The sequence below is a fragment of the Streptomyces sp. NPDC058051 genome, assembly GCF_042885475.1.
Classification (GTDB): domain Bacteria; phylum Actinomycetota; class Actinomycetes; order Streptomycetales; family Streptomycetaceae; genus Streptomyces.
In genome coordinates this window covers 424,125-448,124 of record NZ_JBHVRW010000001.1, presented here as the reverse complement: position 1 = coordinate 448,124, position 24,000 = coordinate 424,125, and the positions used below count along the sequence as shown (strand labels likewise).

Below are 24,000 nucleotides of genomic sequence, written 5' to 3'. Positions count from 1 at the left end.
GACGCCTGGCACGCACGCTCACCGCACCCGGAACGCACAGCGCTCCCGCGCAGGGTGCAGGCCGCACCCCCCGTCCCGCGGCCCCTCCGGCCGTCAGCCGAGCGGCATCGTGCAGAAGCGGGCGCCGACGCGGAAGTTGCGGGGCTCGGCGGGGTCGAGGTCCGTCGGGACGAAGGTCCCGGGAGCGAGGATCGACGCCAGATGGTGTTCCGCGTCGTCCTCGGGCCGGTACCCGATGGCCTCCGCCTCCGCCAGGGACCACCACCGGCGGGTGTTGCGGGAGATGCCCCAGAGGACGCGGAACGCGGCGGGCCCGGCCCGCAGACACGCCTCGACGAGCCGGGCCGCGTCACCCGGCGACAGCCAGGCCGCCAGGTCCTCGGGGGCGAGCGGGCGCGGCCGGAACGCCCCGATGCGCAGGCAGGTGACGTCGATGCCGAACCGGGAGTGGTACAGGCTGCCCAGCGCCTCGACTGCGGCCTTGCTGACCCCGTAGTAGGTGTCCGGGCGTGGCGGTGCGTCGGCGGGCAGGAGGCCGTCGGTCGCGTCGTCCCGCGTGTGGAAGCCCGCGGCGTGGATGCTCGACGCGAGGACCACGCGGGGCACGCTCTGCCTCCGTACGGCTTCGAGGACGTGCCGGGTGCCGTCGATGTTGATGTCGGCGATCCGCTCCCATGACGTCTCACCGGCGAGTCCGCCCAGGTGGAGCACCGCGTCGACGTTCCGGCAGGCCGCGTCGACGGCGTCCTGGTCGGTGAAGGACGCCTGTACGGTCTCCACGCTCTCGCCCGGTCCGGCGGGCTCGGTCTCCGCGATGTCCATGAGCCTCAGCGTCCGGCCCGCGCGGGCCAGGCGCGGACGCAGTTCGCGGGCGATGCGGCCCGCGGCGCCGGTGACCAGGATCCGCTGCCCGGTCACGGCGCCTCCCCGCACGGGTGGGCGACGGCGGGCAGTTCCGGGGGCGGAGCCGGGCGGTCGTAGGGGCGCGGGGTCGCGGACGCGGGCACGTAGGGAGGCTGGTTGTAGGTGTGCTGCCGGCGGAAGGCGAGTTCCACCGGTGGGGACCAGTGCCGCCAGCTGCCGGGGTCCGTGTCCACGGCCGCCGACCTCGGGCCGACGCCGTTGCCGTTCTCGGCCGCGACGGCGTACTCGTACACGGTCGCGTCCGCCGGGCAGGCCCGGCCCGGATCGTCGTGGGCGGGACGGACGCCGGGCGCGTGATCGACGTGACGGAACCCGAACCCGGCGAAGATCTCGTCGTAGGTGACCTCACCCTTGCGGCGCCGGTAGAGCCGGTACCCGCCCGCACCCAGCACCTCGCCCCAGGTGGCGGTGACGGTGCCGTGGCCGAGTCGGAGTCTGAGTCCGTCGGGCGGTTCGGGCGCTCTGCGGCTCGGGTGGAGGGGGTAGTCGGTGCCCGGCGCGGCCTGTCGCCGGCTGTTCCGGGCGATGACGCGGACGTGGCGCTTCTCGTCCTCGACGAGACCGGTCAGGTGGACGGGGCTGTGTTCCGCCTCCTCGGCCGTCGCCCAGGTGCGGCCGCCGTCGGAGCTGAGCTGAATGGCGTAGCGGTCCGCGGCGGCGGCCGTGGAGAAGTGCACGAGCGCGCCGTCACCGACGGTCTCGGTCCGTACGACCTGGGACGGAGGCGGCTCCGGCTGTCGGCTCGTCAGTTCCCAGTGGTGTCGGCCCCGGGGCAGGGCCACGGTGAGCGTGTCCGGTGCCGTGGCGAGGGGGCGTACCCGCTCGCCGTCGATGTGGAAGCGGGCCGCCGCGTCGAGACCGTGGGGAGTGTGCAGGGTCACCGAACTGTCCGACGGGGCGTGGTAGATGCCTCGCATCTCGGTGAGGTCCCGGTAGTGGAGGCTGATGCCGAGGTCGTCGTCCTCGGTCGTCAGCAGGAGGTCGGAGGTTCCCACGGCGCTTCCGTGGAAGAGGCTGAGGTGGCGCAGGCCGTCGTCGAAGAGTCTGATGGTGCCGGCCGTACCGGCGAAGCGCAGTCCCTGTTCGGCGAACTCCACCGTCCTCGGCTCGTAGTGCGTGGACGGCTCGTGCCGGAACACGAAGTCCAGACTGTGCGGGGTCCGGATCCGGGCGCCCCAGGGTGTCGAGTGCGCGGGGGCGATCTTCAGGTCGTCGCGGTGGCTCACGACGGCCAGCGTGTTGCCGTTCGCACCGTCGGCCCTTCCCTCAAGGCGCACGCCTCGGGAGGATCCCGTCGAGAACGTGCCGTCGAGTGCGCCGTCCGTACGTACGCCGCGGACCACATGGATGAACGGCATCCGCTCGGCGAGGTGCGGGAAGCTGTTGGCGTCGTGGCCGGTGGCCTCGGTCAGCGTGGACCAGGTCCACACCATGCGCTGGCCCGCGGCGAACGCGTCGTGGACGACGAGGTAGTCGTTGCCGACGAGCAGCACGCTGCGGCTCAGGTAGAGGCCGGCCACCGGGCCGTCCGGGTCGGGGACGATCTCCGCGTACTGTGCGCCGCCCAGGTCGTGGAGGGGCCGGTCCAGGGTGTTCTGGCCGATCGAACGGTAGGCGCCGTCCTTCCAGAGCGCGCAGGAGGTGGCGAAGGTGGCATCGGGGGCCCTGCGGTCCCCGGCGTCCTCGGGACCGTGGCCGCTGTAGGAGTGTCCGGCGGCGTAGTAGTAGAGGTGTCCGCTGCCGTTGTCGTCGGCGATCCCCCACCGGTAGTTGGGGCCGCGGTCCACCTGCTGGAGGAAGACCGCGACCTCGCCGGGCCCGTCGACGTCGGCGCGCAGCGTGATGCCGTACCCGGTGTACTTCGAGCTCCTCAGCCGCGGATTGGTGCCCCGGTCCCCTGCGGACCGCACCGTGACCCGCCACGGGTCAGGGGCTCCGGGCGGACTGTCGAGCCGGTGGGCCGCCTCGTCGCTCCCCCAGAGCAGATGTTCCGCGACGAGTGGGCGGTAGCGGCGCAGAGCCTCGCCGAGGAGCCGCATCTCGATGGGCGGGCGCCGGGGCCAGAAGGCGTGGGCGCCCTGCGCGGGGTGCAGGCGGCGCATTTCGCCGTCGGCGCCGGTCTCGACCGGGGCGGTCAGGGCGTTCACCAGCCAGCCGCCGAGGGCCGCCAGTTCCGGTGTGGCGAGGCGGTTGCGGCCGTCGGTCAGCTGACCGAGGAAGTTGCCCTGGGTGACCGGGCGGAGGAAGGCCCAGACGTAGGTGGCCAGGCTCTCGGTCCAGCGGCCGGCCCGGGATCCGTGGGCCGGCAGTGCCGGTCTGGTGTGGAGGACACCGGCCAGTTCGACGAACTTCTCGAACTGGTCGAGCCATTGCGGTGCTGCCTCGTGGTCGGGGAAGAGCCGGGCGAGGCAGGCGAGTGCGGCCTTGCCGTCGGCGAGGAAGTTCGGGTGGCCCGCGATCATGCGGCGCAGCGGGCCGATCTCCTCGCCCGCCGAGATGTGGGCGGTCAGCAGCAGCAACGCGTCGGCGCGCTCGCGGTCGGTCGCGTCGAGCCCGTCGGCGAGACGGTCGTAGCCGTCCAGCAGCCGGTCGTAGAGCGGGCGTTGACCGATGTTGAGGTAGCCGGGGTGTTCGTTGACTCCGTGGGCGATGAGGCTCGGGCCCTCCTGTCCCGTGAAGAGGGCGGCGATCAGGTCGTCGGGGGAGCCGAGTTCGCCTTCGGAGCACAGTCGGGCGGGTCGTCTGCCCGAGTAGGTCAGCCTCCAGTCCTTGACCCGGTCGAGGCTGAGCGTGCCCTGCCAGTGGTGCAGGTGGCGTACGTACGAGGACGGGTACCGGACGCCTTTCTGGGCGCTCAGCACCTCCCGGTCGCGTGCGTGGTCGTAGAAGGCGATCGCGGTCCGGCGGGTTCCGGAGCGCAGGGGCCAGGTCCAGCGCAGAACGCCGTCGTGACGGAAGCGGAGCTGGAGGTGTTCCGCGGAGGCCCAGGAGGCGTAGGCGCGGTCGTCCCATCGGTCGTGGTCGCGGATGAACACGCCCATCGCGTCGTCTCCGGTGGCGTCCCGGAAGGTGGCGTGCGGGCGGATGTTCCAGGCGTAGCTCGGGGCGTACGGGCCGACCGTGAAGGCGAAGTCGGTGTCCGGTCTCTCTCTGCCGCCGGGCCCGGAGAACGACGGGTCCTCGCCGCTGTCGCCGAGCACGATCGGCTCGTCGATGCCGAGCCAGTGGTAGAAGTGCGGTGATTCCCGGTCGGCGTGGTCGTCGGAGGACTGCGAGAACGGCCAGGTCGACGAGAAGCGGTGCGTGGGTGTCACGCCGTCCCAGCTGAGTTCCCATGCTGTCGTGGTGGAGTCGAGCGCCGTCATCTCCTCGGCCACGTCGACGAAGTCGCAGCCCTGAAGGCAGGTGACGGTTGCCGTGTAGGCCGCCTCACCGGTGAAGCGGTAGCGGAGTTCGTGGGTGGCGAAGAGCGGACCGGCTTCGAGGAGCCGTACGTCCAGGCGTTCGACGCGTTCGGTGCCGCAGCGCAGGGCGGACCGTCCCACCCAGCCTTTTCCGCGGTCGAGCTGGAGGACGGGGCCCGGTGCGGCGTCGGCGCCGAACCGGCCTGTGGAGGGCAGCCGGATCCGGAGCGCTCCGTTGTCGACGACGGTGGACGAGCCGTCCTCGGTGATCCGGACCGGTCGCGGAACGTGGGCCTTCGGCAGCGACGCGTCGGCGCACAGCGTGAATGCGCGCGTCGCGCCGGACGGCAGGTCGGCGAAGAAGCAGACGTCGGCGGACTCCAGTTCCCCGCCCGCCGCCGGGATCACCCGGGAGAGCTGGAAGGGCACCGCCCGCCCCGTCTCGTCGACCAGCCGGAGCTGTTCGGCGCGGATCGACGGGGCGGCCCAGCGCACCGGGTGGTGGAGCAGCGTCCTGGGCCAGGCGAAGTCCGGGTGGCGCAGCGGATCGGCGAGCCGGAACCGCACCCCGTCGGCGCCCGCGGGCCAGGAGGTGGCCGGGCCGGTCACGATCCGTCCTCGCCCTCGGCCCGGACGGCAGCCGCTCCGGTGACGCCCTGCGTGCCGAGCGCCGCGCCGCCCGCGACGCCTTCGACGAGATAGCGCTGGAGCAGCACGAACAGGATCAGGATGGGCGCGGCCACGATGAAGGTTCCGGCGGCGATCAACGGCCAGTTCTGTGTGTACTCGCCGAAGAACGAGTACAGCCCTCGGGTGACCGGCCACAGGTTCGGGTCGGACAGCATGATCAGCGGCAGGATGAGGTTGTTCCAGGCGTGCACGAACCCGAAGATGGCGAAGGCAGCCAGGGCCGGTTTCATCTGCGGAATGATCATCGTGAAGATGAACCGCACGTACCCGCAGCCGTCCAGTGCGGCGGCCTCGTCGATCTCGCGCGGGATCCCCTTGATGTAGCCGACGAAGAAGAAGAACCCCGCGCCCGACAGGCTGGTCAGGATCAGGTACCCGGCCGCGCTGTTGTAGAGGTGGAGCGACTGGGCCTCGATGAACAGCGGGATGAGGCCGCCGGGCAGGAAGCCGGAGAAGATGAAGAACGTGTACAGCGCGTTGGAGCGTTTGAAGTAGCCGCGGGAGATCGGGAACGCCAGGAAGACTCCGAGGATCAGCGTGACCACGTCGGGGATGACCGCGTAGATCAGGCTGTTGATCATCTGGCGCCCGAAGTGGCCCTGGCTCCAGGCCGTCGAGAAGCTGTCCGTGGTCCAGGGGCTCGGCAGCCCGGTCGGGTTCTGGAGGAATCCGGTGTACGTCTTGAATCCCTGGATCAGCATGTACACCAGCGGTACGGCGAACAGCACGGCGGCGATCGCGAAGCACAGCAGGTTCGCCCCGGCGGACTTGGCCGGCCTGAGGGACAGGGGGAACGTCCTCGTCCGCGGGCCGCTGTCGGGGGCGGTCCCATCGAGCACCGCGGGGTTGGCTTTCACAGCGAGACCTCCCGTCGGCGCAGGGTGAACAGCACGCCGGCACCGATCACCACGGTCAGGAGGAACTGGAGCATGGCGAGCATCGAGCCGTAGCCGAGCTGGCTGTCGCCGCCGAACGCGGACTGGAACATGTACAGGCCCAGGGTCTTGGTGCCGAAGTTGCCGCCGGTGAGGACCATGATCAGCGCGTATTCACCGAGGGTTCCCATCGCGGTCAGGAACACGGTCACCGTGGTGGCCGGGGCCAGCAGCGGCCACGTCACGTGCCGGAACACCCGCAGGCGTCCGGCGCCGTCCATGGCCGCCGCCTCGTAGACCGCCGGCGGGATGTTCCGCAGCCCGGCGATGTAGATGAGCATCGTGTAGCCGGAGAACATCCACACGTTGACCAGGATCACCAGGGGCAGGGCCAGCGACGTCGATCCGAGGAACGCCGTCGTGCCGCCGAGGACACCGTGCACCACCTTCTCCGCCGGGCCCGAGTACGGGTCGAGGATCAGGGAGAAGATCGCGCCGACCACCGCGACCGAGAAGATCTGCGGCATGAAGATGATCGCGCGGTAGACGGTGTACGACCGGCCGGGCCGGTTCAGGAGCAGGGCGAGTCCCAGGCCGACCGCGGTCTGCAGCACCGTCACGCCGACCACGTAGATCAGTGTCACCCTGATCGCGTCTCCGACCACGGACGACAGCGAGGTGAAGGCAGCCTGGTAGTTGCACAGGCCGCAGAAGTTGAGGGGCGTGCCCGGCAGACCGGAGTACCGGGTGAAGGAGTATCCGATGGTGGCGAGCGACGGGTAGAGCCCGAAGAGCAGCCAGCCGGCGCCGGGGATCGCGATGCTGGCCCAGGGGATGAACCGCCGTGTCCGCCGGGTTCCGAAGGGGCAGCGTGCCACGCTGGGCCTCCTTTCCGTGGGCACTAGTTGCCGACCGACTTGCGGTAGGCCGTTGCCGCGCGGGACAGGATGGTGTCGACGCCGTCGCCGCCGATCGGCGCCAGCTTGTACAGGTCGGGTCCGGCCGCGTCCAGGGGTGCCCCGGCCGGTACCCACGGGTTGGTGAGCTGCGGGTAGGCGTCGTCCATGTGGCTGTTGAGCCAGTCCATCCACGGCAGGCTGGTGTTCTTCAGCGCCGGCTGCGTGGAGATGGAACCGGTCGCTGCCAGCCACTTCGTGTAGTTCTCGGGCTCGGAGAACATCGCGAGCCACTCCATCGCCAGGTCCTTGTGCTTCGACCCGGTCGGTACCACCCAGCTCAGGTCGGGCTTGAACGCGACGCGGTTGGCCGCGGCGTCGTCAGTGCCCGGCATGACGAAGAACCCGAGGTCGAGCTTCGGGTTGGCCTGCTGGACGGCCGCTCCGTCCCAGGAACCGTCGAGCAGGAACGGGTAGTTGTCGGCCTGTGCTGCCCAGACGCCGGGCGCGGTCTGCTGGGACACGCCGGAGGCGCCGGGCTCGATGTACCGCATGACCTTCTGGTGCTGCTGGGAGATCTCCTTGTAGATCGGGTCGGCCCAGGACTGTGAGCCCTTCCAGAAGGCGGCGGCCCGGTCCTGGGACACCTTGACGGACTCCGAGGGCTGATGCCCCTTCATGATCATCTGGTTGGCGATGCCCTGCCACACGCCGCCGTGCATGCCGTCCTTCGCGGACACGAAGATCGGCGTCACCCCTGCCTTCTTGAGGGTTTCGCAGTCGTCCAGGAACTCCTGGAGCGTCGTGGGGACGGTCAAGTGGTACTTCTTGAGCAGGTCCTTCTTGTACCAGATCGCGCCCGCGCCGACGTACTCCGCGGCCATCACGCCGTAGACGCCGCCCTTGTACCCGACGGCGGCAGCCTGATCCGCCGCGTCGTAGCGCTTCATGAACGGCTGGTCCTTCAGGTCGGTCAGCTGTCCCGATGTGATGAGCGCGGCCGATCCGCCGGGCTTGAGGTCGGTGTAGTCGGGGGCGAATCCCTGCTGGGTCGGCGCGAACTGGGCCAGGACGTCCACCGACTTGGAGTGCAGCATGCTGTTCCACAGCTGCTGCCAGGCGCCGTTGGCGGTCGGGGCCGTCTGCAGTTTGACGGTGACGCCCGGATGCGCCTTCTCGAACTTGGCGTTGAGCTCCTTGGTGAACTCGACCGCGCCGGGGTTGGTCCACTCCGCGACGGTCAGCGTGACGTTCTGCTTCGTACTGCCGCCGCCGTTGTCGGAGGCGGGGGTGGTGCAGGCGCCGAGGGCCGTCGTGAGACAGACGGTCGCGGCGAGGATCGTGAAGGGTGTGCGGGTTCTCATGGGTCGGGCTCCTTCGGGCGGTCGGTCAGGGGCGCTGGAGCGTGCCGTCGGCTCGTCGCGGCGGCTTCCACGCGCGACCGGGGGCGGGGGTCCTGGGCGGGTACTTCAGGGCGAGGCGTTCGTCGAAGCCGATGCCGAGTCCGGGGCTGTCGCTCGGCCACAGGTGGCCGTCGTGGATCTCGGGGCAGCCGGGGAACACCTCCCGCGCGGCAGCCCCGAACAGGTGCTGCTCCTGGATCCCGAAGTTCGGGCAGGCCAGGTCCAGCGCCAGGTTGGCGGCATGGCCGACCGGCGAGACGTCACCGGGCCCGTGCCACGCGGTGCGCACGCCGAACAGTTCGCACGCGGCCGCGAGCCGCCAGGCCGGGGTGATGCCGCCGATGGCGGAGATGTGGACACGGATGAAGTCGCACAGCCGCTCCTGGACGACCGGCCGGTACTCGGCGGGGTTGGTGAACAGTTCACCGATGGCGATGGGTGTCACGGAGCGGCTGCGCAGGGTCCGGAGCCACTCGATGTCCTCGGGCGCCACCGGGTCCTCCAGATAGAACAGGTCGTACGGCTCCAGGTCCTTCGCGAGCCGTACGGCATCGGTGGGGTGGATCCGCTCGTGGACGTCGTGGATCAACTCGACCTGGTCGCCCAGCTCCTGGCGCAGATGCCCGAACAGCTCCCGGACGGTGCGCCGGTACGCCGCCGGATCCCAGGCGTTCGGGGTCAGGGGCGGGCGGGCGCCGATGGGGGCCGCGGCGGCAGGCGCCCCGTAGGTTCCGGCGCCGGGCACGGCGACCTGGCAGCGCACATGGCGGTACCCCTGGGACATCAGGTCGCGCACCTCGTCGGCGACCTCCTCGGCGTCCCGCCCCTGGGCGTGCGCGTACACGGGAACGGCGGTACGGCACCGGCCGCCGAGCAGCTGCCACACCGGGAGACCGGCCTGCTTCCCCTTGATGTCCCACAGCGCCATGTCCACCCCGGACAGTGCGTTGTTGAGCACCGGACCGGAGCGCCAGTAGCCGCTGACGTGCAGGGTCGACGCGATGTCGGTGATGTCCGCCGGGTCGCGCCCGATCAGCTGCGGCGCCAGGTACGTGTCGACCGCGGTGGCGACCGCCGCCGCCCGCTGGGTGAAGGTGGCGCAGCCGAGGCCGTACAGTCCGGGTTCGCTCGTGTCGACCCGGACGACGACGAGCGTCGTGCCGGCCGGTGCGGTGAGAACGGCCCGGACCGAAGTGATCCGGATGCCGGAGGGCTGCGCCCACGGCGGCTCGTCGGGCTTGTCGGGAGTGTCGCTCACGGGTGTGTGCTCCTGGTTCTGGGCCGGTGCTCGCCGTGCGGGCGGGCACCGGGCTGACGGGTACCGCTGGGGCATGTTCGGTACGGTTCGCCGGTCGGGACCACGGGTCGTGTTCGAACCCGCCGCCCCCGGCCGGGACTACGGGCCGTGTGCCGATCCGGTCCCCCGCCGGGGCTACCGGCCGTGCGCGATGCGGCCCCGGCCGGGTGCCCGACGGTGTGTGCGGGGCGGGCGGGAGCCCGGCGTCGGAACCGCCCGGCCGTCGGACTGCCGCCGGGTGTCCGACGGGCGGGCGCCGCGGACGGCCGGGGGCGCTCAGCGCCCGATGCCCCACCGGGTGTCGACGCGACCGCCGGTGAACTGCGCGCCGGTGCCCCAGAACGGGGCGAAGTTGTAGCAGCCCGATGTGGGGGGCTCCGACTGCGCCGTCCAGTAGGTGGCTCCGTGACCGGTCGTCCCGGCGTCCTGCACCTGGACGGCGAACGTGGCCCGGGTGACGCTCCCGGGACGCGCCGCTCTCACCTCGGCCGCCAGTTCCGGGAGTTGACTCCACGCGAGAGCGATCTCGTATCTGGTCAGCTTGTTGGCGTCATCCCTGGAGACGAGGACACGGCCCTCGCTGCCCTCGGCCGGCTGCGCGTCCATCGGGCCGAGCGGCGTCGGGAGCACCGCGTTGGTCGGGTAGAACGTCTGGTAGTTGGTGCCCGGCGCGAGTTGCCGGTGCAGTTCGGAACGGCCCCCGGTGGCCAGGGTGGCGACGTACAGGTGCGAGACCGACCGCAGGCACTTCTCGTAGTGCGGGTCACCGGCGAGCAAGTCCTCGGTCTTGTCAGCCGTGGCGTCGAAGGCCAGTTGGACGCTGTCCGCCTGGAACGGGAACTTGTAGGCGTCGGCGGTGAACGCCGGGTTCGACACCTGGACGTCGTCCTCGACCAGGGCCCTGACGTACAGGAATCCGTCGTCCCAGGCGGCCTGGAACGAGTAGGACCTGCTGTCTCCGGCCGCGGTCACGCTGGTCATCGTCACCGGGACGACGTCGTTCCACTGGCTCGCGCTCCCGCCGACAGTGATGTGCCGGAACGGCAGATAGGCGACCTGAACCGTCCGCGATCCGCTCTGCCGCGGGCCCGCCGCGTGATCCACGGTGACGTCGTATCCGATGGTGTACCGGTTGTTCTCGCTGACCACGGACTCCGTGACGGGGAAGGAGATCACGCGGGACTCCCCCGGCTCGATCCCGTTGACCGGGACCGTCCGCGGTGCGACCCGCCACCCCTGCGGCGGGGTGATCCTGAGCGAGGCGTCCAGCGCCTTCGGCGTGACGTTCTCCACCCGGACATCGATGGTGCCGGCCGAGTCCACCGGCTTCACGAAGGACAGGGGGCTGACGAGCAACGGCGTGGTGTAGTCGAAGCGCGCGCCCTGGGTGAGGGCCTTGCGGAGCGCCGCCGGTGAGAGGTCGCTGTCGAAGTAGACGGCCTCCCACGGTTTCAGTGTCAGCGTGACACGGGACGACCTGCCGTCGGTGAGCCGGCGCCCCAGGTAGTCGTAGGCGCGAATGCCTCGGGCGTCGTTCAGGGTGAGGGTGCCGGTGTAGCCGGCGCTCTGGTGCTCGTCGGTGCCGTCGTACAACTGGTCGGCGTAGACGGCGGCTCTGCCCTTGCCGTCCGCGCCGCGGAAGAGGAAGCCCCAGGTGGACTTGGCGTCCGGGTACAGCTCCTCCTGCAGTGCGGAGTCTTCGAGCAGGCTCGTCATCGTGGCGTAGGCGACCACCACGGGCCGCGGGGTCTTGGTGGTCGCGTCGTAGATGTTGAAGTCGTCGCCGGAGTAGCCCTTGTCGTAGGACAGGGAGAACCAGAAGATCCGGATGGGCGTGTCCTCTTCGGCACCGGCGAGCATGTGCAGCAGATACGTCGGCGCCAGTGTCCGGGCCACCCCGTAGGCGGCCTCCTCGGCCGGCAGGTCCGCGAAGTTGTAGCGGGTGGCGGTGCCCAGCTCGGTCTGCCACTGCCCGGCGCGCCCGTTCGTCCGCGACCAGAGTCTGTCCATCTTGATCTGCGTCTTGGTCATCGCGTACTGCGTCGCGTCGGGGTATCCGTAGGCGTGGTTGACCGAACCGTCGATGTAGCCCGTGTCCTTGGAGCCCTGGGCGTAGACGATGTCGCGGTTGTACGAGACCGAGCCGCCGCCGATCAGGTTCACGTCCGGGTACTCCGGCTTCACGCGTTCCCAGATCATCCGGCACATGTCCCGGTAGTCCTGCGCCTCGCCGGTCTTCCAGGTCCAGCCGTGGACCCACGGCTCGTTCCACAGCTCCCAGTTGGGGACCAGGTCCTGCAGTGGCGCGATCGCGTGGTAGACCATCTCGACGTGCGCGGTCATGTCCTTCGGCCGGTTCTGGTACAGCTTGAGCGGCTCGCCGTTGGGCCCGGGCTGGACGTTCCACGACATGTTGTAGTTGATGCCGCCGAGGGTGTCGATCCCGTGGTCGTGCCAGTCGGCTATCTCGGCCCGGGCGATGTCGATCTGGGGCTGCTGCCAGAACACCCCCGCCTTCGGGGACACGGTGTCGGGCTGGACGGAGGCAATGCCCCGGGTCCACTTCACGCCGATGCGCTGCGCGATCTGCTTGGTGATCGCCGGGGTGGACTCCGACCGGATGCCCATGCCGAACACGGACTGCGGACGCCGTCCGGCGACCGTGGGCCGGACCACGCCGAGTCCGACGGTGCGGGCGAGCAACTGCGCGCCGGCCGAGTCGGTGACGGTCGCGGTGACCAGGTAGTAGTCGGGGCCGAGCGGGCCGAGCGGGATCGTGACGGTGCTCGGGGTGCCCGCCGCCGCCTCGAACGGCTCCGTTCCGTTTCCGGGTGACTGGCTCCGCGCCGAGACGGACCAGGCGATGGTTCCGCTCAGCTCGATGGGGCTGGACACCGTGACCAGCAGGTCGGGGGTGGCCGGGGCGTCGCCGTCGACCGGGTAGAGACCGGTCGGATCGGAGAAGGCGAGGGTGACCGCGGGCCCTGCGGCGGCATCCTGCGGGGCGGCCGGTCCGGCGGCCTGGGCACGCGGTGCCAGGAAGCCGGTGGCCGCTGCTCCGAGGACGGTCGCCGCCCCCAGACCCACGACGTTGCGGCGGGACATCTCGCCGGAAGCCGTCGATTCCGCGGTGGTACGAGGACGTCGATCTTGACTGTTCGACACGAGCGGACCTCTCCAGACGTCAGCGCGGGCAATCCGCGGATGGCACCGGCCTGAGTACGCACAGGCCGGAGGGGGGAACAGGGATCGAGTGCAGGCCGGGGCCCAGGGTCCGGACGGACGATCCGGCGGGCCGGCCACAGGCGTCCGACGCGTCCAGCCGGACCTCCACGGCACTGCCGTCGACGGCCAGGGCCACGTGCGCGGCGGCGGTGGAGTTGACGAGAGCGGTCTCGGTGAAGGCTTCGAGGCGCAGCGGGGCGATACGGTGTTCGGCGTAGTAGGTGATCACGGCTCGTTTCCCGGCGCTCGCAATCACCGTCTCGTAGAGCTGGTCGGGCCGTCCCGCGTGGATCTCGCCGCGGGTGAGGACATCGCGGTGGTCCCGCCAGAACCCGAGCCAGAAGGCCGTCATCGCGCGGTGCTCGGCGGACTGCCCGGCCAGGCGTACGGAGATCTGCGGGGTCGCGTACAGGGCCGAGTGGAGCTGCCTGGCCGCCGCCTCCGCCGTCGCCCCGGGATCCCACATGAGCATGTCCGAGTGCACGGATCCGGCCGTCGTGGCGGCGGCGATGTCGAGCGTCCGCACCCGGTTGGCGGTCGCGTCGGCGGGGCAGTCCCCGGCGCGCAGGAGGTTGCCGAAGCCGAGCATGCCCGGACCGGTGTAGGGCTGCCGGAGTTCGACGAGCAGGTCGTCGCCGCGCAGTTCGCGCAGCCTCTCGCGCAGCTCGGTCAGCAGCAGCCGCATCGCCACGCCGACGTCGGTCCCGGCCCGGCCGTCCTCCTCCTGGGCGTGGACCATCGCGAAGTCCAGGAAGTCGATCTTCAGCCCGTCCAGCCCGTGGCGGCGTACGAGATCGACGCAGGATTCCGTGACGAATCGTCGGACCTCCTCGTGGCGCGGATCGAGGACACGGCACGAAAGGCGCGGTACGGCATGAGGGGCGAACTCCTTCATCTCCTCGTACGCCAGGGTGCGTTCGCCGAGCAGCAGTGGGGCGATCCACGCCACGTAGCGCAGTCCGAGGCCCTGAACGGTCTTGACGTGCGCGGCGAAGTCGGGGAACTTCGCCGGGTCCGGCGTCCAGTCACCGCTGCCGGAGTAGCCGGGGCCCTGGGCTCGCCGCTGCCAGCCGTCGTCCAGCAGCAGGACCCCGCAACCCGCCTCGGCCGCGTGCACCGCCTCCGCCTCGACACGTGCCGCGTCCACGTCCCGGTGCAGCGAGTACCAGGTCGAATAGGCCGGGGTGCGGGCCGCGTCGGGCGTGGGCAGTTCGTTCCCGTCACGAAGCCGTCGTGTCAGGGCCCGCGTCGTGTCGGCGAAGGACTGTCCCGGGGCCTGCACGCGTACCCGGCAGCTCTCTCCCGGACGCAGGTCCATGGCCAGCCAGACCCCGAAGCGGGCCGTCTCCTCCGCGACGCCGAACCGGATCCTGGTCGTCTCCGTGACCCGGTCGGACGCGAACGCCAGCAGCGCCGAGCCGGCCGCGTCGTACAGGCAGCCCAGCGGTGCCGAGTCGACGAGGCCGACGCTGCGCCAGCCGCTCACCCAGTCCGCGACCAGGTGCCGGTCCCAGCCCGCTGCGGGATGCCAGTAGCCGACGGCGTCGCCGATCGGGACGTCCAGACGCAACAACACCGGCCCGGACGGACCGGTCCGAAGGTGGATCACCGCGCCGTCCTCGTCGTGCTCCACCTCGGGGCGCGGCCCTTCGGTCAGCAGGGCGACCTCAATGCCGTGCACGTGGAGCGTGTCGTGGTCGGCCCACAACCGCGCCAGATCCATGATGTCGGCCATCTCCGCTTCCCTCCTGGGTTCGGCTCCTCAAACACCACACAACAAGGTGAGACAACGTTGCCTCACGGCGGAACGCTCGCTCTTGGGACACCTTCATCGGCCTGAAGGTGTCGGCTCCGCATCGGTAGTTTTCCCGTGGACAGCCGGGGTGAGCGTCCCTGACCAGGCAGTTGACCGCAAGAAACTGGTGGCCGTCGACTCGTGCGACGCGAGCCGCATCAACACAGGGCCGTCGCCGTCGCCCTTCCTGGACCGGTTCTGAACCATAGCCAGTCGAGACAACGTTGCCTAGGGGTTGGGAGCGACTGTCGGCAGTCGGTTGCCCGAGCGGCTGACACCCACGACACTCGGGTGTTCCCTGCGCCTCACTGTGTCCAACTGGGCCTGGTGGCAAGGACGTCACACCTGGATGCGGCCGGCGCTTCCTGACGGACGTACGGCGGGAGGCGGGAGGCAAGGGTCGGTGGGGTTGGGGGTGGCGGTGGGCAGTGCACTCGGGGGTGTCCACCGTGTGCGCCTGGGGGTGTCCACCGTGTGCGCCCGGATGGCGTCCGCCGCCATCTGCCCGCCGCCATCCGTGGACGCCCGAAACGCATCGCCGGACACACCTCGTGGGCAACGCCGGTGCGCGACACGCATCGAGCCGCGTGGACAACACCCGCTGCACGGAACATCGTTGGGCGGCCCCGTGGAGCGGACCACACAGAGCAGGCCCCGTGGAACGGACAACACCGCTGCACGACGCGTAGCCGGACACGCCTCAGGACGGCATCCGTCGGGCGATCCACCGGAACCCCCGTTGCCGGGGCCTTGCCTCACAGCGCACCACCGCCTCAACGCGTCGGCAGTGCCGGTACCGTGGACCCTTGACCCGTGCGTCCGCCCACGAGTTCGCGTCCGACGGCCACGCCGGCGCCGCCATTGCCCTGCTCGCCGCCATCGTCAGGGAACTGGATCCCCTGGACGACCTCGAAGACGAAGACGCGCGCGAGGAGGCCCTGAAGGCGGCCCTCCAAGAGGTCGACGCCTTCGTCGAGGCGCTCCCGCACGACCTGGGCGGCTCCCACTTCTGGAAGAGAGCGACCGAGGGCCTCGCCGACCACTACGAGACGTGGTGACCGGCCCTTCAGCCCATCCCCCAACCAGTGCCGCAGCAGGCAACGTTCGCCCCTGAGTTCCCCGTCCCTTGCGCCGTTCTGTGAGCCGGTGGCCTCGTGCCCGTTTCCGGGAGCTGGGGGAGAGCTCGCACGGCTTCGGTCAAGAGTCCGATCCCTCATGTATCCCGTTCAGGAAAGACGCTGGATCGTGGGGCACATCCCGCCCTACGGTGGCGCCATGAGCGATCACTCGGAAGCGCCTGTCACGCCCGTCGAGGCATATGAACCTCCTTACTACGTCGCTGTCTTCACTACGGTGCGAACCCAGGACCAGAACGGCTACGGCGAAACCAACGCACGCATGGAAGACCTGGTGAAGGACGTCCCTGGGTTCCTGGGGATGGACCACGCGCAGACTCCGGGCGGGCTGGGCATCACCGTCGGGTACTTCCGCGACGCCAACGCCCTCACGGAGTGGCGGAGCAACGCCGAGCACCGCGCGGCGCAAAAGCGCGGGCAGGCCGAGTGGTACCAGAGCTACACGCTGCATGTGGCGAAAGTGGAGCGGAGCCACGGGTTCACGCGAGCGTAAGTAGTGGTGTGTTCCTGGACAGCTCCACCACACCGGAGGTCTTCGCCCTCATCGAGTCCCCCGTGTCCACCACGCTCGTGATCAATACACCTGTCGGACGGCGCCCGGTGCGGTGGGACGGTCTGCCGCCGCGGCGCCGGACGTGCGGCGCTCGACGAGGGTCGTGGGGATGACGACCGTCTTGGGCCGCGACTTGTCCCCCGCGATGCGCTTGAAGAGCAGTTCTGCGCCGATCCTGCCGATGGCTCGCACGTCGTAGGAGACGACGGTCAGCGGACGCGCCATCAGACCCGCGGCCTCGAAGTCGTCGAAGCCGACCACGTCAAGATCCTCCCCCAGCCGGTTCAACGCGCCGAGGGCGCCGAGGGTGATCCGGTTGTTGAGGGCGAAGAGCGCGGTGGGCGGCTGCGGCACCGCGAGCATCCGCTCGACCGCGGCCTCGGTGTCGCGCAGTGTGTGCAGGCCGTACCGGATCAGGTCGGGCCGATAGGCCAGCCCTGCCCCCTCCAGCGTGCTCTCGGCGGCCGACAGCCGCTCGGCCATGGGATGGATGCTCAGCCAGTCCGACAGCACGCCGATCCGCTCATGCCCTCGGGCCACCAGGTGCTCGATCGCGGCCCGCGCTCCCGCCGCGTTGTCGATGAGCACGGTGTCGGCGCGCAGGTTGGTGGGCGGTCGGTCGAGAAACACGGCCGGGGTGCCCATCTCTATCTCGGCCCGCAGGTAGACGTGGTCGGCGGTGCTGCCGGCTGGAACCACCAGCAAGCCGTCGACCCGGTGTTCGCACATCTGGAGCAGGAGCTTGCGCTCGCGGTCGGCGTCCTCCTCCGAACTGGCCGTGATCAGCAGCGTGTCGTGCTCCAGGGCGCACTGCGCCGCGGCGGCGGCGATGCCCGCGTAGAAGGGGTTGGCCAGATCCTCGATGAGCAGTCCGACCGTCGCCGACGTACTGCTCGAACGCAGGTCCCTGGCCTTGTTGTTGCGCCGGAACCCCAGCCGGGTCACTGCGGCCAGCACGCGCTCCGCCAGCTCCGGGTCGACGGTCGACACGCCGTTGACGACCCGCGAGACGGTTTTGAGGCTGACGCCCGCCTCGCGTGCGACGTCGACCATCGTCGGGCGTCGCGGCCTGGACGTGCTCGGACCCGGTGTACTCATGGACGGAACGCTCCTCCCGGCGACATGGCGCTGCAAGGTGCCCACGTTGTCTCATGGGGCAATCGCACAGCCGCCGAGGTCCCGCGGATCACCCTACGCCATCACGGGCCTCCGCTTCGATGGGCCTGATCCCGAGCGTGAAGTGGGCGGGGACCGCGGCCAGATGATGGCGCGGCTGGGCGGAAGGACCGCACGCACCGCTGCCGAGGCCGTGGTGTTCGAGGTCGATGTTGAGGTGGACGAGGCCGTCGGGTTCCAGGCCGACGGTGTGGGCGGTACTCCGCAGCACCTCCGTGGACCACGGTTTCACGGTCAGGTCGAACAGCGGACTGCCGGTGATCTCGATGCCCGCGGTGCCGTCCCCGCCAGGACGTGGAGAGGTTCCGCCCGCACCGTCCCCGCCAGGACCCTGAGAGATTTCCCCCGCACCGTCCCCGACCGGACGGGAGCGGGTGAGGCGGGCCCACCGCAGGTGTCTGCGGTTGCCGTTCTCCTGCGGGCGCACGTAAGGGGTCTGCAGGGCGTCGACGGTGCTCTCGTACCGTCCGACCCGCACCGCGGTGTCGCTGTCCCGGTATGCCTCACCGGGGCCGAGACCGAACCAGGTGACCCGGTCGAACTCTCCCGGCACGGTCATCGCCACGCCGAGCCGCGGCAGCGGAACGGGCCACGGCCGCGTGGGTGCGGTGTCGACGGTCAGCACGAGCCCGTTCCCGTCGCCGGTACTCCAGTGGTAGTCGGCGAGCAGGGCGAGGTCCGAACCCGCCGGGGAGATCCTGGTCCGTACGGTGATCCCGTCGTCGTCGGTCTCGACGTCCAGGACCTTGTGCCGGAGGCGGTCAAGTCCGGCCTGCTGCCATGCCGCACCCAGCGATGAGAACCGGTCGTTGTCGATCGGCGCCCGCCACACATCGACCCGGGGCCCGGCTACGGGCAGTTCACCGAGGCGGACCAGGGCTCCGGTGGCCGCGTCGAACCGGCCGGCGCCCAGCGTGATCGTGTCACCGTCGCGGTGCGGTCCCGCGCCCCGGCCGCCGCTTCCGCGTACCGGCGGAGTGTCCGGCGGGACCGTCCGCGACACCTTGTCGGCGCCCACATCGATCTGGGTCCATGCGACGGTGTGGCCCGCGTCGGCCCAGGGTTCGTTCGCGGCGAGTTCGGCGCTCACGGTCAGCCAGTGCTCTCCTCGCCCGGCCGTGCCGACGGCCTTGGTCAGGGAGTCGGGCCAGTCGACACGGTCCCGTGCCCCGGGCCCGACCACCGGCATCTCCCAGTCGCCCCCGGCCAGGGGAACCCCCTCCGCCTCCAGGCGCCAGGTCCACCTGAGATACCCGGTGTCGCGCGTGTGGTGGAGGTTGCGGACCACGATGCCCCGGTCCGGCGCGGCCTCGATCCTGACCGGTTCGATGACCTTCGCGTACTCCAGCAGTCCGGGCGAGGGGGTGCGGTCCGGGAACAGCAGCCCGTCGATGACGAAGTTGCCGTCGTGGACCGGCTCCCCGAAGTCCCCGCCGTAGGCGTGGTACAGGTTTCCGTCGGCGTCCCGCCGTGCGATGCCGTGGTCGATCCACTCCCAGACGAAGCCTCCGGCCAGTCGCGGATGCTCCTCGAACAGCTCCTGGTACTCGCGCAGCCCTCCGGGCCCGTTGCCCATGGCGTGCCCGTACTCGCACAGCAGCAACGGCATGGCGCGCCGCCGCGCGTCGTTCGCGGGGTCTCCGGTCAGTGGTTCCTGCCCGCAGGCGATCGTCGCCACCGTGGAGTGGTCCGGGTACATCACCGAATAGAGGTCGGTGCACACGCAGTTGTCCCAGTCGCCCTCGTAGTGGACGAGGCGGTCCGGATCCCGGTCGCGAATCCACGCCGCCATGGCCTCCAGGTTCGCCCCGGTGCCGGACTCGTTGCCCAGCGACCAGATCACGACGCTGGGATGGTTCTTGTCCCGCTCCACCATCCTCTCGGCCCGGTCCAGCAGCGCCGCCCGCCAGGCCGGGTCGGCACCGGGGTTGCCCCGCCAGGCGGTCTTCGAGAAGCCGTGCGTCTCCAGGTCGCATTCGTCGATCACCCAGAGCCCGTACGCGTCGCACAGGTCGAGGAAAGCCGTGTCCGGCGGGTAGTGGCTCGTTCTCACGGCGTTGACGTGGTGCCGTTTCATCAGCAGCACGTCATCGAGCATCGTGTCGTGCGACAGTGTCCGTCCGGTGACGGGGTGCCATTCGTGCCGGTTGACACCGCGGAACAGCAGGGGCTTGCCGTTGGCGGTCAGCACGCCGTCCTCGACCGCGACCCGTCGGAAGCCGATCCGGACCGGCACCCGTTCCGTCGCTGTCGTCAACTCGCCGTCGTAGAGGCGTGGTTGTTCGTCGCTCCACGGGGATACCCCGGCCACGGCGTGCGGTCCGGCCGGGTCGGCGTCGACGAGCCCGAGCTCCGGGACGGTGAGCCGGGCCTCGCCCCGGACATCGACACGCAGCGTGCCCAGCCCCGTTCGGTGGTCGTAGTCGGCGTGGACGAAGAAGTCCGCGATGCCCCCGGCGGGTCGGGCCGACAGCCGCACCGAGCGGAAGATTCCCGACAGCCACCACATGTCCTGGTCTTCCAGGTAGGTTCCGGCGGACCACTGGTGCACCCGGACCGCCAGCACGTTGCGTCCGGGGCGCAGCACGTCCGTGACGTCGAACTCGGTCGGCAGCCGGCTGCCCTTGCCGTCGCCCAGCCGCACCCCGTTCAGCCAGACCGCGAAGCACGAGTCCACGCCTTCGAACCTGAGGACCGCCGCTCCCCCGTCGGCGAAGCCCTCTTCGGCCTCGAACTCCCGGCGGTACTCCCCCGTCGGGTTGTCGTCGGGCACCCGGGGCGGGTCGACCGGGATCGGGTACGTGATGTTCGTGTAGGCAGGGGTGCCGAACCGGGTGGGCCCCGGCAGTCCGTCCATCTGCCAGCACGAGGGCACCGCGATGCGGGGCCAGTTGTCCGCGTCGAACGCGGGGTCCTCGAATCCCGGCGTCAGGTCGTGAAGGCCGGCGGCGAGCCGGAAGCTCCACGAGCCGTCCAGTTCGATCACCGGTGCGTCGGAGCGGAAGGACGCGTGGGGCCGTGCCCGGCCTGTACCGGGTGACACGTCCTCGACGTACGTGTTCGCCGCACGGCAGCGCTGCGCGTGGTCCATCGGTTCGGCCGTCCTTTCCCTGTGCTCGGATCAGTGCGCCCTGGGGCGGCGCCCGCTGTGTCGGGATCAGTGCGTCCTGGGGCGGCACTCGCTGTGTCGGGATCAGTGCGCTCTGGGGGGCGGCGCCGTTGATGCGCGGACCTTCAGGGTGCTGGGCATGACGTTGTCGCGCTGGGCCGGAGGCCTTCCGTCCAGGAGGTCGAGCAGGATCTGCGCGGCCCGTCGGCCCACGTCGACGCTGTGCGGACTGACGCTGGTCAACGGCGGATCGACGAGTTCTGCGGCGGCCGTGTCGTCGAAACCCGCGACCGAGACGTCGGCGGGCACGGCTCGTCCGTGCTCCCGCAGCCAGCGCATCGCGCCGAACGCCATGCCGTCGTTGAAGGCGAAGACGGCGGTGGGCGGCTCGGCCCGCGCCATCAGCCGTCCGGTCGCGGCGTAGCCGGACTCCCTGGTGAAGTCGCCGTGTTCCACCAGGTCGTCCGGGATCGTACGGTGCGCATCGGCGAGGGCGCGACGCACGCCACGCAGCCGGGCGGCCATGGCGAGCCGGTTCTCCACCGGGCCGCCCACGATGCCGATCCGGCGGTGCCCCAGGGCGAGCAGGTGCTGGGTGACCGCGTAGGCGCCGCCCTCGTCGTCGGGGTGGACCCGGTAGAGGTCTTCGTCGGTGTAGCCGATGACGACGGTGGGATAGCCGGCCGACCGCAGTGCGGGAAGCGCCTCCCCGCCGACCCCGGCCTCGACGAGCAGCCCGTCGACCTGTCGGCGCCGGGTGAAGCGCCGGTGGGCCGACGCCGCGTCGTCGGGTGCCTCGCGGGTGGAGAGCAGCAGGCCGTAGCCGCGGCCTGCAAGCTCCTGGTCCGCGCCCCCGACCAGGCGGATCAGGTGGTCGTTCGAGAATGCGAAGCCGGGGGCGTGCGGAAGGACGACGCCGACGACCTCCGTGCGGCCGCTCGCGAGGGCGCGAGCGCCCGCGCTGGGGCGGTAGTCGAGCGCGCGCATGGCGGAGAGCACCTTGTCCCGGATGCCGTCGGTGACCGTCGGGTCGCCGTTCACCACCCGGGAGACCGTCTGGTGCGAGACACCCGCCTTGGCTGCGACGGTGCGCAGAGTCGCCCGATCGGACACGCAGAGACCCCTGTTCCATGACCGCTCACTTGAGGACATCGGATCATACGGCTCAGGATCGCCCCGTGGAAGCTGATCGGAAGCTGATGCAGATGGATTGACGCGGTACTTGAGCGACTCTATCTTCAACGACGTCAAGTGAGCGGTCACTTGACGTCGCACCAGACCGGATGCAGCTCGCCGAGCAAAGGATCCTGACCATGAGCGACAGGACGCCGGAACGCAACCTCCCCTCACCCGGCAAGAGCGCGGTGACCCGCCGCCAGGCGCTGGCCTACGGCAGGAACGCCGCGATCGCCGCGGGACTGGCCGGTGTGTTCTCCTTCGACAACGCCGCCACCGCGGCAGCCACGACCGACGCCGCGTCAGGGAGTCTCCCTGCGCGGGCGCCGGGCGCCATCCCGTACGCCGGCACGTCCGACGTCGTCACCTCCTGGACCGGGAACACGTTCTCCGGGGCCACCGAGTGGGTGCAGGACTTCGTCTTCGACATCGCCGTCGCCGCCGACGGCACGGTCTACACCGTCAGCTTCTGGGACGAGGCCGGCAACTACGCCGGTATCTACAAGGACGGCCACCTCGTCGGGAACTGCCGAGGGGCCAACGGGGACGCGGTCGCGGTCAACGGGGCCTACGCCTACCTCGCCGTCGGCAACGGCCTGACGCGCTTCGCCCTGAACGGCACCGGCACGTCTTTGACGTTCAATGTGGGCAGCCCGCCGGCCGCGGCGACCGCCTCGGCCACACAGGTGGTGGCCACCGACCGGGTGTCCAACCTGGTGAAGGTCTTCGACGCGGCCACCGGATCGCTGCTGCGGAGCTGGAGCGTCAGCAAGCCGGGTGCGGTCGCGATCGACGCCGACGGCGGCATCTGGGTCGTCGAGAACATCACACGGGACACGAACGACGGGCACTTCTGGCACGTCGATGCCGCGCATCCGGCACGGATCCTGCACTTCTCCAACACCGGGGCCGCGTTACCGGGCACCATCAGCGGGCCTGCGAGCGACTGGATCCCGACCTCGCTGGCGATCGACGTCCACGGGGATCTGCTGGTCGGCGACAACGGCCCGCTCCGCCAGGTGCACACGTACGGCAATCTGTCCGGGACGCCGGTGTTGGCGCGGAGCCTGGGACTCGCGGGCGGCATCGGGGCGGGGACGCCGGGCCGGAACCTCGCCGACAAGTTCTTCGGCATCACCGGGGTCGGCGGCGACGCGGCGGGCAACGTCTACGTCGCCCTGTGCGAATTCGGTTCGTGGATCCGCAAGTTCGACTCGGCGGGCAACCTGGTCTGGCAGCTCCAAGGGAGCGCCTTCGTGGACGCCGCCGACTTCGACCCGGACTCCGACGGGCTGGACGTCTACACCAAGCAGTGCCATTACCGCATCGACGTCACCAAACCACCGGGGCGCGATGTCGCCTGGCGCGGCTACTCCCTCGATTCCGTCAAGTACCCCCAGGACCCACGCCTGTTCCTGACCGGGCACCAGCACCACGCCGCGTCTCCGACGCTGCTGCGCAAGAACGGCTCCCTGTACATGTACGTCACTGGCATGTACTGCTCGCACCTGCTCATCTACCGTTTCGAGGGCGAGATCGCCAGGCCGTCCGGAGCGTTCTTCAAACAGCACTGGACGGGCGACGACCCCACGTGGCCCCCGTACCAGCCGGCGCAGGGCCAGTGGATCTGGCGCGACGTGAGCGGGAACGGCGCGTTCGAGGCCGGCGAATACCTCCAGCCCGGCACCGGTCTCAACTCCCCGGGGAACTGCTGGGTCTGGTTCGTCGACACCAACGGCGACGTCTGGGAGGGCGGGGACCGCGACCTGCGCCGGTATCCCCTGCAGGGCTTCGACGCCAAGGGCAACCCGATCTACGACTACGCCAGCATGGTCACGATCCCCCTGCCCGCCCCGTTCACGACCGTCCGCCGCCTGCACTACGACGTGGACAGCGACGTCATGTACATGGCCGGGTACACGCCCACCGCACCGTTCGAGAACGCGTACTGGAAAGAGTGCGGCAAGGTCCTGGCACGCTACGACCGTTGGAGCACCGGCAACCGTACGGCGACCTGGACCATGCTCCTCCCCTGGGACACCACCGCGACGCCGGGCGTGACGACGGTGAGCCTCGCGTGGGCAGGCGACTACATCTTCACGGTCGGCGTCCAGACCCGCGGCCAGGTCTGGGTCTGGAGGGCCAGTGACGGAAGCGCCGTCGGCAGCTGGCTCCCCGGCAGCAATGTCGGTGGAGTCACGCGGACCGGGTGGGTCGACATCCCCTACGGCATCTCAGCAGTCCAGCGCTCCACCGGGGAGTACCTGGTCAACGTCGAGGACGATCTCTTCAACAAGGTGCTGCTCTACCGCTGGGTTCCCTGAGGGTCGTCCCGCCGGAG

At 70.4% G+C, this 24,000-nt stretch carries 14 protein-coding genes; 3 read left to right on the top strand and 11 right to left on the bottom strand.

The genetic code is table 11. The annotated features are described in order from the left end of the window. Nucleotides 1-93 precede the first annotated feature (93 nt). From ACFVUT_RS01930 to ACFVUT_RS01895, 8 genes are all read right to left on the bottom strand, one after another. Nucleotides 94-918 (bottom strand): NAD-dependent epimerase/dehydratase family protein, encoded by an 825-nt coding sequence (locus ACFVUT_RS01930; protein WP_389642691.1) that lies wholly within the window; start codon nucleotides 916-918, stop codon nucleotides 94-96. Continuing rightward, nucleotides 915-4,937, bottom strand: a complete 4,023-nt coding sequence (locus tag ACFVUT_RS01925; RefSeq protein ID WP_389642689.1) for a hypothetical protein — start codon at nucleotides 4,935-4,937, stop codon at nucleotides 915-917. The genes ACFVUT_RS01930 and ACFVUT_RS01925 overlap by 4 nt, the downstream gene beginning before the upstream one ends. Then, nucleotides 4,934-5,875: a carbohydrate ABC transporter permease gene (locus ACFVUT_RS01920; protein ID WP_389642686.1), complete on the bottom strand. Its 942-nt coding sequence runs from the start codon at nucleotides 5,873-5,875 to the stop codon at nucleotides 4,934-4,936. The genes ACFVUT_RS01925 and ACFVUT_RS01920 overlap by 4 nt, the downstream gene beginning before the upstream one ends. After that, a complete protein-coding gene (locus ACFVUT_RS01915; protein ID WP_389642684.1) occupies nucleotides 5,872-6,771 on the bottom strand; it encodes a carbohydrate ABC transporter permease in 900 nt (299 codons plus the stop codon). The genes ACFVUT_RS01920 and ACFVUT_RS01915 overlap by 4 nt, the downstream gene beginning before the upstream one ends. 23 nt (nucleotides 6,772-6,794) lie before the next feature. Next, nucleotides 6,795-8,153, bottom strand: a complete 1,359-nt coding sequence (locus ACFVUT_RS01910) for an ABC transporter substrate-binding protein (RefSeq protein WP_389642682.1) — start codon at nucleotides 8,151-8,153, stop codon at nucleotides 6,795-6,797. A 25-nt stretch (nucleotides 8,154-8,178) separates the two neighbouring features. Further along, complete coding sequence (locus ACFVUT_RS01905; RefSeq protein WP_389642680.1) at nucleotides 8,179-9,450, bottom strand: enolase C-terminal domain-like protein; 1,272 nt, start codon at nucleotides 9,448-9,450, stop codon at nucleotides 8,179-8,181. Between the two features lie 315 nt (nucleotides 9,451-9,765). Next, the gene (locus ACFVUT_RS01900) at nucleotides 9,766-12,594 is read right to left on the bottom strand and encodes a sugar-binding protein (RefSeq protein WP_389642678.1); all 2,829 of its coding nucleotides are present in this window, start codon (nucleotides 12,592-12,594) and stop codon (nucleotides 9,766-9,768) included. Nucleotides 12,595-12,673: 79 nt separating this feature from the next. Further along, nucleotides 12,674-14,449: an alpha-galactosidase gene (locus tag ACFVUT_RS01895; RefSeq protein ID WP_389642676.1), complete on the bottom strand. Its 1,776-nt coding sequence runs from the start codon at nucleotides 14,447-14,449 to the stop codon at nucleotides 12,674-12,676. Between the two features lie 866 nt (nucleotides 14,450-15,315). Here ACFVUT_RS01895 and ACFVUT_RS01890 point away from each other — a divergent pair. Both ACFVUT_RS01890 and ACFVUT_RS01885 read left to right on the top strand, forming a co-directional pair. Next, the gene (locus ACFVUT_RS01890; protein WP_389642674.1) at nucleotides 15,316-15,567 is read left to right on the top strand and encodes a hypothetical protein; all 252 of its coding nucleotides are present in this window, start codon (nucleotides 15,316-15,318) and stop codon (nucleotides 15,565-15,567) included. A 217-nt stretch (nucleotides 15,568-15,784) separates the two neighbouring features. Then, the gene (locus ACFVUT_RS01885) at nucleotides 15,785-16,138 is read left to right on the top strand and encodes an antibiotic biosynthesis monooxygenase family protein (RefSeq protein ID WP_389642672.1); all 354 of its coding nucleotides are present in this window, start codon (nucleotides 15,785-15,787) and stop codon (nucleotides 16,136-16,138) included. 81 nt (nucleotides 16,139-16,219) lie between these two features. On the opposite strand, the gene ACFVUT_RS01880 is transcribed toward ACFVUT_RS01885, so the two are convergent. The 3 genes from ACFVUT_RS01880 to ACFVUT_RS01870 all read right to left on the bottom strand — a co-directional run bounded on the left by ACFVUT_RS01880 (nucleotide 16,220) and on the right by ACFVUT_RS01870 (nucleotide 21,596). Continuing rightward, nucleotides 16,220-17,296, bottom strand: a complete 1,077-nt coding sequence (locus ACFVUT_RS01880; RefSeq protein ID WP_389642670.1) for a LacI family DNA-binding transcriptional regulator — start codon at nucleotides 17,294-17,296, stop codon at nucleotides 16,220-16,222. Between the two features lie 88 nt (nucleotides 17,297-17,384). Beyond that, complete coding sequence (locus ACFVUT_RS01875) at nucleotides 17,385-20,465, bottom strand: glycoside hydrolase family 2 TIM barrel-domain containing protein (RefSeq protein ID WP_389642668.1); 3,081 nt, start codon at nucleotides 20,463-20,465, stop codon at nucleotides 17,385-17,387. 102 nt (nucleotides 20,466-20,567) lie between these two features. Then, nucleotides 20,568-21,596 (bottom strand): LacI family DNA-binding transcriptional regulator, encoded by a 1,029-nt coding sequence (locus ACFVUT_RS01870; RefSeq protein WP_389642667.1) that lies wholly within the window; start codon nucleotides 21,594-21,596, stop codon nucleotides 20,568-20,570. A gap of 200 nt (nucleotides 21,597-21,796) precedes the next feature. Here ACFVUT_RS01870 and ACFVUT_RS01865 point away from each other — a divergent pair, with 200 nt between their 5' ends. Continuing rightward, a complete protein-coding gene (locus ACFVUT_RS01865; protein WP_389642662.1) occupies nucleotides 21,797-23,983 on the top strand; it encodes a hypothetical protein in 2,187 nt (728 codons plus the stop codon). Nucleotides 23,984-24,000 lie beyond the last annotated feature (17 nt).

Coding starts and splice junctions, on each gene's coding strand:
- ACFVUT_RS01910 (WP_389642682.1), bottom strand. CDS start 8,153: ATGAGAACCCGCACACCCTTCACGATCCTCGCCGCGACCGTCTGTCTC.
- ACFVUT_RS01900 (WP_389642678.1), bottom strand. CDS start 12,594: ATGTCCCGCCGCAACGTCGTGGGTCTGGGGGCGGCGACCGTCCTCGGA.
- ACFVUT_RS01895 (WP_389642676.1), bottom strand. CDS start 14,449: ATGGCCGACATCATGGATCTGGCGCGGTTGTGGGCCGACCACGACACG.
- ACFVUT_RS01885 (WP_389642672.1), top strand. CDS start 15,785: ATGAGCGATCACTCGGAAGCGCCTGTCACGCCCGTCGAGGCATATGAA.
- ACFVUT_RS01880 (WP_389642670.1), bottom strand. CDS start 17,296: ATGAGTACACCGGGTCCGAGCACGTCCAGGCCGCGACGCCCGACGATG.
- ACFVUT_RS01875 (WP_389642668.1), bottom strand. CDS start 20,465: ATGGACCACGCGCAGCGCTGCCGTGCGGCGAACACGTACGTCGAGGAC.
- ACFVUT_RS01865 (WP_389642662.1), top strand. CDS start 21,797: ATGAGCGACAGGACGCCGGAACGCAACCTCCCCTCACCCGGCAAGAGC.